The sequence below is a fragment of the Stutzerimonas balearica DSM 6083 genome (genome assembly GCF_000818015.1).
Lineage (GTDB): Bacteria > Pseudomonadota > Gammaproteobacteria > Pseudomonadales > Pseudomonadaceae > Stutzerimonas > Stutzerimonas balearica.
On sequence record NZ_CP007511.1, the window covers coordinates 2,511,066 to 2,523,800 of the forward strand.

Below are 12,735 nucleotides of genomic sequence, written 5' to 3' on the forward strand. Positions count from 1 at the left end.
CGAAACGGGCAATGTGATTAGGTTGGCAGCGGTCCGCCGCATCTGCCGCGTTGGTCGGGCGGTCATCGGAAATGCGATCGGCTTGGCTAAAGCGCGCCAGCCAGCGCGGCAGACGCCGCCGCTCTGCAGCCGGAGGGAGACCAGCGAACGCAGCGCACCCGGACAAGAAGCGCAGCCAGCGGGGTCACTTCGCGTTCCTGGCCGGGCTGTCAGGCCCCGCCCGGCCGCTCGTCAACGGCCGGACGGGAACTCAGAGCTGAGCGGCGAGCCGGCAGCCCTGATCGATCGCCCGCTTGGCATCGAGCTCGGCGGCGACATCGGCGCCACCGATCAGATGCACCTGGGCACCGCCTTCGAGCAGGGCCGCCTGCAGCTCGCGCAGCGGCTCCTGCCCGGCGCAGAGGATCACCGTGTCGACTGGCAGCACCTGTGGCGCGCCGTCGGCGATGCGGATGTGCAGCCCCTCGTCATCGACCTTCAGATACTCGACCGCGCTGACCATCTGCACATGCTTGTTCTTCAACCCGGTGCGGTGAATCCAGCCCGTGGTCTTGCCCAGACCGCTGCCCACCTTGGATTTCTTGCGCTGCAGCAGATAGACCTGCCGCTTGGCCGCATGCGGTGCCGGCTGAATGCCGGCGATCCCGCCACGCGCCTCGAGACCGAGGTCGATGCCCCACTCCTTCCAGAAGGCTTCGCGATCGAGGCTGGTCGACTCGCCGTCGTGGGTGATGTATTCCGAAACGTCGAAGCCGATCCCGCCAGCGCCGATAACCGCCACCCGCTGGCCGACCGGCTTGCGCTCGAGCAGCGCATCCAGGTAGCTGATGACCTTGGGATGATCGATACCCGGGATATCCGGCACGCGAGGCACGATCCCGGTGGCCAGGATGACCTCGTCGTAGCCGCCTTCGAGCAACTCGCGCGCGGTGACGCGCGTGTTCAGGCGCACCTGCACGCCGGTCTCCTCGATACGCTTGCGGAAATAGCGCAACGTTTCGTGGAACTCCTCTTTGCCGGGGATTCGCTTGGCCACGTTGAACTGGCCACCGACTTCGGCCGCCGCATCGAACAGCGTGACCTGGTGGCCCCGCTCGGCCGCCACGGTGGCGGCCGCCAGGCCGGCCGGCCCGGCACCGACCACCGCGATGCGCTTCACCTGGGTCGTCGGGATGTAGTTCAACTCGGTTTCGTGGCAAGCGCGCGGGTTGACCAGGCAGCTGGTCAGCTTGCCGCTGAAGGTGTGGTCCAGGCACGCCTGATTACAGGCGATGCAGGTATTGATCGCGTCGCTGCGACCGGCTGCGGCCTTGTTGACGAATTCCGGGTCGGCCAGGAAAGGCCGCGCCATCGAGACCATGTCCGCGTCACCCTCGGCCAGCACCTGCTCGGCCACCTCCGGCATATTGATGCGATTGGTGGTGATCAGCGGCACCCCGACCTCGCCGCGCAGCTTGGCGGTGACCTTGGTGAAGGCCGCGCGCGGCACCTTGGTGGCGATGGTGGGGATGCGCGCCTCGTGCCAGCCGATGCCGGTATTGATCAGCGTCGCCCCGGCCGCCTCGATCGCCTTGGCCAGCGTCACGACCTCCTCCCAGGTGCTGCCACCCTCGATCAGGTCGAGCATCGACAGGCGATAGATGATGATGAACTGCGCGCCGACCGCCTCGCGTACACGGCGCACGATCTCCACCGGCAGGCGCATGCGATTCTCGTAACTGCCGCCCCAGCGATCGTTACGGTGGTTGGTATGGGCGACGAGGAACTGGTTGATGAAATAGCCTTCGGACCCCATGATCTCGACGCCGTCATAGCCGGCACGCTGCGCCAGCGAGGCGCAATTGACGAAGTCGTCGATCTGCTTCTGGATGCCCGCTTCGTCCAGCTCGCGCGGAGTGAAGGGGTTGATCGGCGCCTGAATAGCACTCGGTGCGACCAGCTTCGGACTGTAGGCATATCGCCCGGCATGCAGGATCTGCAGGCAGATCTTGCCGCCCGCTTCGTGCACCGCCTGGGTCACGACCTTGTGCTCCTCCGCTTCCTCGGGCGTGGACAGCTTGGCGGCACCCGCGCGCACCGAGCCTTCCTCGTTCGGCCCGACACCACCGGTAACGATCAGGCCGACCCCGCCGCGCGCGCGCTCGGCGAAAAACGCGGCCATGCGCTCGAAGCCATTGGGCATTTCCTCCAGCCCGGTGTGCATGGACCCCATCAGCGTGCGGTTGCGTAGCGTGGTGAAACCCAGGTCCAGCGGGGCCAACAGGTGCGGGAAGGCAATCATGATCATTCCTCTTCGGCTAGGCGCGTCTCTGCGGACGCGATCGATAGAACGGGACGATAGCGGGGCCGCCGCACTCGCTCAATGATCCAAACACACAACTTTATGACTCTACTGCGCGCAGCGCTTGGCAAGCCAGCAGCCATTGCCTAGGCTTGGCCCACCTATCGCTTCGCTGTCGGCCGCCGATGCAAACCCGTCTCAAACTGCTCCTGCTCGTACCGGTGGCGCTCGTTGCCCTGGTGATCTATCTGGACTGGACCGGCGACCGGCGTAGCGGCCCGCTGCTCTCCGACCTGCGCACCCTGCCTATCGAGAGCCTCGGTGTAGCAATTGGCCGCGGAAACCTCATCGGTATCGAGACCCGCCTGCAGCCCGCCGATTACCAGAGCCGCGAACGACTCAAGCTCAAGTTCGCCACCTACCTGGCTCAGGCACGCGACGCCGGCCTGCTCACGGACAAGACCATTGTCGTCCTGCCCGAGCATGTCGGCACCGGCCTGTTTGCCCTGGGTGAAAAGCCCGAGGTGCAGCAGGCGCGCACGCTGCGCGATGCGATGCAGTGGATGGCACTGAGCAACCCCTGGCAGTACCTGCGCGCACTGAGCGGCGGCAATCCGCGCGACGACCGCCGAACCGAAGCCGTCCTGCTGCTCAAGGCCGAGCGCATGGCCGCCGACTACCAGGCGATCTTCGGCGAGTTGGCGCGCGAGTTCGGCGTGACGCTGGTAGCCGGCTCGATCGTACTGCCGGAGCCACGCCTCGAGGAGGGTCGCCTGCGCCTGGACGATGGCCCGCTGCGGCAGGTCAGCCTGACCTTCGACCCGCAGGGTCGCCCGCTCGCGCCACTGCAGTACAAGCAGCACCTGGGCCGCTACGAACGGCGCTACAGCGTCGCGCCGCAGGACTATCGCCCGACGCTGCTGCCGACACCCGCCGGTGCACTCGCCGTCCTGCTCGGCTGCGATGCCTACCGCCAGCCAGTCCCGCCGGGGGCCGACATGCTCGCCGTGCCGGGTGCGCCCGACGAACTCGCCACCGGGTGCCCCGATGGCGTGCGCCCGACGCTGCCACATGTCGCCGTTCGCACGCTCGGCATGCCCTGGAACCTGCTTGGTTCACCGCGACGCCCGGCGAGCACAACGCACAGCGAGCCGGTACGCATCACCAATCACTGGCTGCCGGAGCGTCCATGAAACATCAGCCGGTGCGCCTGGGCGACCTGTCGGTCGGCTTCGTGCACAGCCTGGCGGAGGCGCTGGCCGAGCGCGCTATCGACCCGCTGCCACTGCTTGCCGCCTATGGCCTGGATAGCGCGCGGTTGGCCGAGCCGCTCGGCCGGCTGTCGATCCCTCGCTACATGCGTCTCGGCCATGCGGCGATCCAATTGGCCGGCGACCCTGCGCTCGGCCTGGACATGGCGCGTCTGCGCAAGGCAGCCCATCTCGGGCTGGCCGGGCTTACCGCAATGCAGGCACCGAATGCGCGAGAAGCGGCGCGTGCGCTGATTCGCTTCGAACCGCTGTATGCGTCCAATTACCGTGGCCATTCCAGTTTCCACGAAGACACGACGGGCGCATGGCTGCGCTTCTATTCGATCAGCCCCTACAACGCCTACAACCGTTTCGTCGTCGATACCGTCCTGGCAGGCTGGGTGGCCCAGCTCCGTCACCTGACCGGCACGGCGCTTTCACCCGGCGTCGTGCACATCGAATTCGCCGCGCCGGAATACGCCGAGCGCTACGAGCCGCTGCTGGGCCAGCACATCGGCTTCGCGGCCGAAGCCAACGAGCTGCATCTGGATCACGCGACGCTGGCGCTGCGCAACCCCGAGCACTGCCCGAGCACCTGGCGCCACCTGCTGCAACTCTGCGAGGGCGAACTGGAGCGGCTAACGCGCACCCGCAGCCTGCGCGAACGCGTCACCCAGCTGCTCGGCCCGATGCTCAAGGGGCAGGAGCCCGCCCTGGCGCAGATCGCCGCCCGCCTGCAGATGCCGGCCTGGACGCTGCGCCGCAAGCTGGACGAAGAAGGCACCAGCTATCGAGCCATTCTCAACGACACCCGCCGCGACCTGGCGATGGCCTATATCCGTGATACCGATTCGGCCTTTGGCGAAATCGCCTGGCTGCTCGGCTTCTCCTCTGCCGAGGCCTTCCAGCGCGCGTTTCGCCGCTGGAGCGGGCAGACGCCCGGGGACTACCGGCGCGCCCAGCGTCGCGCGGGCTGACCGGCCAGCCCTTCGACGGGCCTACAGTTCGAAGGCATCCTCGGCGGCATCGGTAAAGTCCTGCTCCGCGGCGTGCTGCTCGAGCAGTTCGTCCTGATAGTCTTCCATTGTTCTTTCCCCTCATGGTGGCGGCGCCGTCGCCGCTCGCTGGCTTCGTGTTCCAAGGTCCGTGCCAGCTTAAAGGGGATGTCTTACCGATAAATGACGAGGATCATGCTGCCTGCTGGTGCAGGCCGGCCTGCAGACGGGCGCGGGCGGTGCGCTCAGACCGTCAGGCCGGCCGCGGTCATGGCCTGGCGCAGCAGCCAGGCGACGACCGAGAGCGCCAGCACGCTGGCACTCCAGATCGCAACCAGCCAGGCCATGCGTTGCCAGAGCGGGCGTTGCTGCGGCCCCGGATCGCGATCATGCATAAGCGTGCTCCCTGATTCAGTGATAGCCATCCTCGGCGCTGACCTTGCCGCGGAACACCCAATAGCTCCAGGCCGAATACATCATGATCATCGGCAGGATCAGCAGCGCGCCGACCAGCGCGAAGCCCTGGCTCTGCGGGGGCGCGGCGGCGGCCCAGATATCCACCTGATGCGGAATGATGTTCGGCCACAGGCTGATGCCCAGCCCGCTGTAGCCGAGAAAGATCAGCGCCAGCGTGAGCAGGAAGGGCTGGTAGTTGGCGTAGCGTTTGATCGCACGCAGCAGGCCCAGCGTGCAGAGCACCACCAGAATCGGCACCGGCATGAACCAGAACAGGTTCGGCAGGCTGAACCAGCGTTCGGCGATGTTCGGATGCGCCAGCGGCGTCCACAGGCTGACGATGCCGATCACCAGCAATGTCGCCCAGACCAGCGGCACGCCCAGGTCATGCATGCGTTTTTGCAACTCGCCGCCGGTACGCATCATCAGCCAGGTGCTGCCGAGCAAGGCATAGCCGACTACCAGCGCCACGCCGCAGAACAGCGAGAACGGCGTCAGCCAGTCCAGCGGGCCGCCGGCGTAGGACCGTCCCTCGACCGGCAGACCGTTGATGAAGGCGCCGAGTACCACGCCCTGAAAGAAGGTTGCAGCGAGCGAACCACCGATGAACGCCTTGTCCCAGATGTGCTGGCGCTGCTTGCTGGCCTTGAAGCGGAACTCGAAGGCCACGCCGCGAAAGATTAGCCCCATCAGCATGAAGATGATCGGCAGGTAGAGCGCCGACAACACCACCGAGTAGGCCAGCGGAAACGCCGCGAACAGCCCGGCGCCGCCAAGCACCAGCCAGGTTTCGTTGCCGTCCCAGACCGGCGCTACCGTGTTCATCATCACGTCGCGGTGAGAGCTGTCGTTGACGAACGGATAAAGGATGCCGATGCCGAGATCGAAGCCGTCCATGACCACGTACATCATGATCCCGAAGATGATGATGACGGCCCAGATCAGTGAAAGATCGATACCCATGCTCAGTTCCTCTCGCCCAGATGGTCGCCCTGCTCGTGTTCGAGGTTCTCGTCCGCCGCCGAGATCGGTCGCAGCGGGGTGCGCTGCTGGCCATAGCCGCCGACGCCGGTGGAACGCCCCTCGAAGGGCACCGGCCCCTTGGCCACCAGGCGCAACACGTAGAGCATGCCGACGCCGAACACCGCGAAGTACACCAGCACAAACATCGCCAGTGTCAGGCCGAGCTGCCCGGCGCCGTGATCGGAGACTGCGTCGGCGGTGCGCATGACGCCATACACCACCCAGGGCTGACGGCCGATTTCGGTGGTGAACCAGCCGGCGAGGATGGCGAGCAGCCCGGAAGGCCCCATCAGTACGGCAAGGCGCAGGAAGGGCCGCGACTGATAGAGGCGGTCGCCACGACGCAGCACCAGGCTCCACAACCCCGTAGCGATCATCAGCAGGCCGAGCCCGACCATGATGCGAAACGACCAGAACACGATGGTCGAGTTGGGCCGGTCCTCGGGCGGGAAGTCCTTCAGCGCCGGGATCGGCTCGCTCAGGCTGTGCTTGAGGATCAGGCTGCCCAGGTAGGGAATTTCGAGCTTGTAGCGCGTCTGCTCGGCTTCCATGTCCGGCCAGCCGAACAGCAGCAATGGCGTCGGCTCGCCCGACGAATTGTCCCAGTGCCCCTCGATGGCGGCGATCTTTGCCGGCTGGTGCTCCAGCGTGTTCAGCCCGTGGAAGTCGCCGATCACCGCCTGCACCGGCGCCACCAGCAGCGCCATCCACATCGCCATCGAGAGCATCTTGCGAATGCCGGGGTTGTCGTTGCCGCGCAGCAGGTGCCAGGCCGCCGAGGCGCCGACGAAGAAAGCCGTGGCAAGAAAGGCCGCGACCGCCATGTGCGCCAGGCGATAGGGAAACGAGGGATTGAAGATGATCGCCAGCCAGTCCACCGGCACCACCACGCCATCGATGATCTCGTGGCCCTGGGGTGTATGCATCCAGCTGTTGGAGGCGAGGATCCAGAACGTCGAGATCAACGTGCCCAGCGCCACCATCAGCGTGGCGAAGAAGTGCAGGCCCGGCCCCACGCGGTTCCAGCCGAACAGCATGACGCCGAGAAAACCCGCCTCGAGAAAGAAGGCGGTGAGCACCTCATAGGTCAGCAATGGCCCGGTGACGCTACCGGCGAATTCGGAATAGGCGCTCCAGTTGGTGCCGAACTGGTACGCCATGACAATGCCCGAGACCACCCCCATGCCGAAATTGACCGCAAAGATCTTCAGCCAGAAGTGATAGAGGTCGCGGTAGACCTCACGGCGGGTCTTGAGCCAGAGCCCTTCGAGCACCGCCAGGTAGCTGGCCAGGCCGATGGTGATGGCGGGAAAAATGATGTGAAAGGAAATCGTGAAGGCGAATTGGATTCGCGCGAGTTCCAGAGCTTCCAATCCGAACATGAAGCCAATCCTCGTCAGCTGCTCGCTCCCTGCGGTTAACCTGCGTTCCAGCACAACTGACAGCGCAGACGCGCGAGGGTGCAGTCGCCTGGCCCGCGAACCGCTGAACCCTTGCCCCAGCCCGTCACTCGTAAGAACAGGCAAATCACGCAGGAGACGCACGATGACGAGCGCCGATACCCAGGTCCGTCGCAACGACGAAGCCCAATGCTACGAACTCATCGTCAACGGGCAGCCTTGCGGCACAGCGCGCTATCAGGAGGAAGGCGACTGCACGATCTTCACGCATACCGACGTCGATCCGAGCCTGTCCGGGCAGGGGCTCGGCAGCCGCCTGGCCAGTGGCGCCCTGGAAGACGTCCGCGCCCGGAACCGGCGGGTGGTCGCCCGCTGCAGCTTCATCGCCGAGTACATCGCGCGGCACCCGCAATGGCAGGATCTGCTGCCCGACGCCTGAACCACCCGCGCCCGCACCGGGCCGGCTAATCCAGCGATGCCGTCAGCCAGCGGCGCACCTGACGGCGCTCCCTGCGCGAGGTCAGCTGGTGCGTGTAGGGGCTTTCCGGAACCAGGCGGCACTCGGGGTTGGCCATGTCCAGCAGACGAAAGCGGCGAATGACGCCCAGCGGATGGCGCTCCGGGCCATAGAACGCCACCGCGCGCACCTCCAGATGATGAAACGCGACGTCGCCGACGGGACGGTCGCCCTCGAGTTCGATGCCGTTGCATTCGGCCACCCGGCGCAACATCCCGCGGAAAGTGCCGATGTGGATGCAGTCACCGCCGCGCAGCGGGCCCTGGTGCGTGGTCTGGTGGACCGCCAGATCCGGCGTGGCGTCGTCGCCGACGCTCTGGCGAATGTCGGTGACATCGACATCCAGCGGGCCGCGCGAGCTGTCGATCGAGACCACCAGCTGATTGATGAACATGGGTTCGGCACTCATGTTCGAGATCAGGCAGAGCGCGCCGATACCCTTTCCCGCCCCGCGGTTGATGATCAGGCTCGGCTTGCGCTGGCGCTGGAAGCTGCGCAGCAGCAGCTGGGCGTAGAACACCCAGACCAGCAGGGTGCTGAGTGAAATGCCCAGAGAGATGAGCGGCTGGTGCTCCTTGATCCAATCCAACATGAACGACCTCGACACACGGTTTGTCGCTGTGACAGCGCCGGTGTCGGGTCGTGCCGGGAATCGGACAGCCGCGCCTGGCAGCCTCAGGCCAGCGTGAAGCGCCCCACCAGTTGCTGTTGTTGCTCGGCTAGCCGTGCCAGTTCCAGGCTCGTTGCAGCCGTCTGCTCGGCGCCTGCGCTGACCTGGATCGCGACGTCGTTGATCTGCATGACGTTGCGATTGATGTCTTCGGCGACCAGGCTCTGCTCCTCGGTGGCCGAAGCGATCTGCATGTTGCGATCGCTGATGCCGGTCACGCCCTCGGCGATCCGTGCCAGCAGCTCGCCGGCGCGCACCACGTTGCTCGCGCCGGTCTGCACCGTACCCAGGGTGTCCTGCATGGAGCGGGCAGCACGATCGGAGCCCGCCTGCAGGTTGGCGATCATCTGCTGGATGTCGCCGGTCGACTCCTGAGTCTTCTGCGCCAGCACCCTGACTTCCGACGCCACCACCGCGAAGCCGCGCCCGTGATCGCCGGCACGGGCCGCTTCGATCGCGGCGTTCAGCGCCAGCAGGTTGGTCTGCTCGGCAATGCCGCGAATCACATCGAGCACCGAGGAGATCGAGTCGGTCTCGCTCTTCAGGTCGGCAATGATCCCGGCGGTCTGCTCCGCCTGCGTCGACAATCGACGGATGAGTTCGATGGTCCCGTCGATCTCGGCCTTGCCCTGCAAGGTGCTGGCGCTGACCTGCTGCGACAGCTCCGCCGCGTCGCTGGTGCTGCGCGCGACCTCGCGCACCGTGGCACTCATCTGGTTAATCGCGGTCACGACCTGCTCGGTGCCCTCGCGCTGTTGCTCGACGCTCTGGCTGGTCTGCGTGGTGACCGCCGAGCATTCCTCGGCAGCGGTAGCCAGCTGGCCGGTGGCGTTGCCGATCTGTTCGACGATCTGCGCGAGCTCGCCCGCCATGGCGTTGAGGTTGGCGGCGATCACACCGAACTCGTCGCTGCCCTGATAACGCGCCCGCGCCGTGAGGTTGCGCCCGGATAGCGCGAGCAGCGCTCGGTTCACCTCGCCCACGGCGAGGTTGATGTTGCGGATGATCAGGTAGGACAGCAGCGAGACCAGCGCCAGTGCGACGACGATAGCCGCCAGGGCCGTCCACAAGGCCAGGCGTGCACGGTCGCGCGCCTGCGCGGCCAGCTCACCGACGTGCTGGCCCAACGCCTCCTCGACTTCGTTGAGCAGGTCGATCCGCTGGGTTGCCAGCTCGAACCAGGCCTCTGGCTTGACATCCAGCGCCTCGCCCAGCGGCACCTCGAAGGCCAGCCGCTGCAGCCGTGCCACTTCCTGCGCACTGGGACGTTGCAGTCGCTCGTCGAGCTGACGGACGAAGTCATCCGATGCGGCACGCCGGAAGTTCTCCTGGTAGGCGGAAAACTCGCCAAGGTTGCGACTGAACGTCGACACCAGGCCGGCATCGAAATGGCCCTGGTTGAAAACCACCCCAAGCACGGCACGCTCGCGCCCTGCCCGCTCCTTCATCTCGATGAACTGGTTCAGCGAGTTGAGCGCCTGGAACAGGCGGACGTCGTCAACGCTGAGTTCCAGTTCATAGGTGAAACCGATGAGCGCCTGGATCAGCTCGGTGTAACGGGCGCCCGAGTCGCGGCCGCTGATGGCCAGGGCGTCCACCTGGCTGCGGGTGGCCTGCAAACCGCCCAGCGCCGCAATCGCCTTGCCGACCCGCGCGTCGCCAGCGGCGGCAAGCGCCTGCACGGCCCGGGTCGCCTCATCGGTGTCGGCACGAAGACGCGGCAGACGGTCCTTCATTACGCGGCCCTGGCTGCCCAGGTAGACGCCACTGGCGCCGCGTTCGCGCTGCAGCGTGGTGATCAGCCGGCTGACCTGGTGTGCAGCGGCGCTCGCCGAGACGGTCTTTTCCATCGCCCGCAGCGTCTCGTAGCTGCCCACGACGAGCTGCCCGGCCAACCAGAGAAAACCGAGCAGGGGAAGCAGGAGAATCATCGCCAGCTTCAGTCGCAGTGGCACATTCCTAAGCATTGATCTGACCTCGTTGTGCGGCTCCGGTCGGCATGTCCCGGAGCCCACTCATCCTCTGCCGCGGTCGTTCAGCGACCGGCAAAGGGCATACGCATGCCCGCCATGGCATGCGTATCGACGGTGACCGGGCTTTGTTGAAGCGACACGCGGCGCTGGCGACAAGCGGTAGAACCGGCACACGGAGCGCACCAAAAGAGGACAGGCCGAGGGCGTTCAGGCGAGCCAGTCGAGCGTCAGCAACAGCCGGCGCTCGCCGGCTGCAACGGGAGGCGAGCGATGCAGCAGCCCCCTGCCCTCGTTACCGGCCCATCGCTCGCCCTTGAGCAGCGCGACATCGCCACAGCTCAGCGCGTGTACCGACGTCCCCGTCGCCTCGGGCCGGCCATCGCACCACTGACTGCCTGGGCCGAAATAGGTGGTGACGAGCCGCAGCGGAACCTGGTCGACATGAAAACGCGGGCACATGGCGCATTCGAGCAGGCGCAAACGCAAGCCGATACGCCTGGCACCCAGCAGGCAACCGTAGGCGCTCACCAGCCAGGCGACATCGGCGATGAACTCGGCGTAACCCTCCAGCGCCGTATGGCCGGCGAGCAGGTGGCTCAAGTCGGGCGCGGCATCCTCTGCGCCACAGTGCAGCGCGATGCTCTCGGCCAGCGGACCCGGCTGAGCGGCCAGTTGCGCCACGAACGCCTGTACCGCGCCGGGCAGTTGCCGGCGCCAGACGGCAAGGTTCGTTTCCTCGCGCAGGGCCTCGGCGAGGACCTCGGGCGTCGAGCCCAGTACCTGCCGCGGCGAAGCCCGGTTCGGTTCTGCCGGCATCAGGCTTCGTCCTCCTGCCAGGGATCGAACGGGTCGTGCAGGCGCTGCCAGGCGTCCGCGCCGGCGGCCATCTCCCGATCATCCAGCAGGCAGGCATCGAGTTCGGCTCGCAACTGCGGGAAGTCGATGTTCTGGCCGATGAAAACCAGCTCCTGGCGGCAATCGCCGGTCGCCGGCGTCCACTGGCCGAGAATCCTCTGCAGGCTTTCGTCATCCTGCGGCCAATGCCGTCGATCCACGAAACGCCACCAGCGCCCGGCAAAGCCGTGACGCATCAGCCCGCCGGCCTGCGACCAGCTGCCGGCGTCGCGATAACGGCTGGCCAGCCAGAAATAGCCCTTCGAACGCAGCAGCCGGCCATTGCTCCACGGGCGGCTGAGAAACGCATGAAAGCGCTCCGGATGAAAGGGTCGCCGGGCCCGATAGGCAGTCGACGCGATACCGTACTCCTCGCTCTCGGGCAGGTGTTCACCACGCATTTCCTTCAGCCAGCCAGGTGCCTGGGCAGCACGCTCGAAGTCGAAACGGCCGGTGTCGAGTATGTCTGCAAGCGCCACCTGGCCCATGGTCATCGGCAGAATCCGCGCGTGCGTATTGAGCCCCCGCAGGATGGCCGTGAGTTCGTCGCGCTCGGCCCGGGCGATCAGGTCGATCTTGCTGATCAGAATGACGTCGGCGAATTCGACCTGCTCGATCAGCAAGTCGGTGATCGAGCGCTCGTCGTCCTCGTCTGCGCCAAGCTCTGCCAGCGTCTGCGCCTCATGGAAATCGCGCAGGAAGTTCACCCCGTCGACCACCGTGACCAGGGTGTCCAGGCGTGCGAGATCCGAAAGGCTGCGCCCGCCTTCGTCGCGAAAGGTAAAGGTCTCGGCGACCGGTAGCGGCTCGGAAATGCCGGTCGATTCGATCAGCAGGTAGTCGAAGCGGCCTTCGCGTGCCAGCTCGCTGACCACCTCGAGCAGGTCTTCGCGCAACGTGCAGCAGATACAACCGTTGCTCATCTCCACCAGGCGCTCCTCGGCGCGGTTGAGGCTCACCTCGCGCTGCACTTCGCCGGCATCGATGTTGATCTCGCTCATGTCGTTGACGATGACGGCGACCTTGCGATGTTCACGGTTCTTCAGCACATAATTGAGCAGCGTGCTCTTGCCAGCTCCGAGAAAGCCGGACAGCACGGTGACAGGCAGGCGTGACGCAGCCATTGGCAAATTCCTTGACGAGAAGAGGTTATCGATCGGCCTGTTGCGGGGCCGGGCAACCGGGCCCATGCCTGCCGAGCCATGCAGCTCGGCCACTCGGCCCGACAGCGAATGTTATGTTATAACTTGTTTATCGTATTAGCCAGCCGCTCGAG

General features: G+C 66.0%; 11 protein-coding genes. 3 read left to right on the forward strand and 8 right to left on the reverse strand.

All coding sequences use genetic code 11. The annotated features are described in order from the left end of the window. Positions 1–250: 250 nt before the first annotated feature. Entirely contained in the window at positions 251–2,281 is a 2,031-nt protein-coding gene (locus tag CL52_RS11325; protein ID WP_143008641.1) for an NADPH-dependent 2,4-dienoyl-CoA reductase, read from the reverse strand. A 185-nt stretch (positions 2,282–2,466) separates the two neighbouring features. On the opposite strand from CL52_RS11325, the gene CL52_RS11330 reads away from it, so the two are divergent. Together CL52_RS11330 and CL52_RS11335 are read left to right on the forward strand one after the other, a co-directional pair. Then, positions 2,467–3,474 (forward strand): carbon-nitrogen hydrolase family protein, encoded by a 1,008-nt coding sequence (locus tag CL52_RS11330; protein WP_043220679.1) that lies wholly within the window; start codon positions 2,467–2,469, stop codon positions 3,472–3,474. Then, positions 3,471–4,508, forward strand: coding sequence for an AraC family transcriptional regulator (locus CL52_RS11335; RefSeq protein ID WP_041104934.1), 1,038 nt, complete (start codon positions 3,471–3,473; stop codon positions 4,506–4,508). The genes CL52_RS11330 and CL52_RS11335 overlap by 4 nt, the downstream gene beginning before the upstream one ends. A gap of 263 nt (positions 4,509–4,771) precedes the next feature. Here the strand turns inward: CL52_RS11335 and CL52_RS20715 are convergent, their stop codons facing one another. Genes CL52_RS20715 through CL52_RS11345 form a run of 3 tightly spaced genes read right to left on the reverse strand, consistent with a single transcriptional unit; the run spans position 4,772 to position 7,387 of the window. Then, the gene (locus CL52_RS20715) at positions 4,772–4,921 is read right to left on the reverse strand and encodes a DUF2474 domain-containing protein (protein ID WP_074519892.1); all 150 of its coding nucleotides are present in this window, start codon (positions 4,919–4,921) and stop codon (positions 4,772–4,774) included. Positions 4,922–4,937: 16 nt separating this feature from the next. After that, positions 4,938–5,945, reverse strand: coding sequence for a cytochrome d ubiquinol oxidase subunit II (gene cydB, locus CL52_RS11340; RefSeq protein ID WP_043220680.1), 1,008 nt, complete (start codon positions 5,943–5,945; stop codon positions 4,938–4,940). A 2-nt stretch (positions 5,946–5,947) separates the two neighbouring features. Next, positions 5,948–7,387 (reverse strand): cytochrome ubiquinol oxidase subunit I, encoded by a 1,440-nt coding sequence (locus tag CL52_RS11345; protein ID WP_041104930.1) that lies wholly within the window; start codon positions 7,385–7,387, stop codon positions 5,948–5,950. A gap of 163 nt (positions 7,388–7,550) precedes the next feature. Here CL52_RS11345 and CL52_RS11350 point away from each other — a divergent pair, with 163 nt between their 5' ends. Beyond that, positions 7,551–7,844 (forward strand): GNAT family N-acetyltransferase, encoded by a 294-nt coding sequence (locus CL52_RS11350; protein ID WP_041104929.1) that lies wholly within the window; start codon positions 7,551–7,553, stop codon positions 7,842–7,844. A 25-nt stretch (positions 7,845–7,869) separates the two neighbouring features. Here the strand turns inward: CL52_RS11350 and CL52_RS11355 are convergent, their stop codons facing one another. The 4 genes from CL52_RS11355 to zigA all read right to left on the reverse strand — a co-directional run bounded on the left by CL52_RS11355 (position 7,870) and on the right by zigA (position 12,583). Next, positions 7,870–8,514 carry a hypothetical protein gene (locus tag CL52_RS11355; RefSeq protein ID WP_043220684.1) on the reverse strand — a complete coding sequence of 215 codons (645 nt, stop codon included), beginning with the start codon at positions 8,512–8,514 and terminating at the stop codon, positions 7,870–7,872. An 83-nt stretch (positions 8,515–8,597) separates the two neighbouring features. Continuing rightward, positions 8,598–10,559: a methyl-accepting chemotaxis protein gene (locus CL52_RS11360; RefSeq protein WP_043220685.1), complete on the reverse strand. Its 1,962-nt coding sequence runs from the start codon at positions 10,557–10,559 to the stop codon at positions 8,598–8,600. 213 nt (positions 10,560–10,772) lie between these two features. Further along, positions 10,773–11,381 (reverse strand): DUF1826 domain-containing protein, encoded by a 609-nt coding sequence (locus tag CL52_RS11365; RefSeq protein ID WP_041104923.1) that lies wholly within the window; start codon positions 11,379–11,381, stop codon positions 10,773–10,775. Further along, positions 11,381–12,583, reverse strand: coding sequence for a zinc metallochaperone GTPase ZigA (gene zigA / locus CL52_RS11370; protein WP_041104921.1), 1,203 nt, complete (start codon positions 12,581–12,583; stop codon positions 11,381–11,383). Before zigA ends, CL52_RS11365 begins: the two co-directional genes overlap by 1 nt. Between the last annotated feature and the right edge of the window lie 152 nt (positions 12,584–12,735).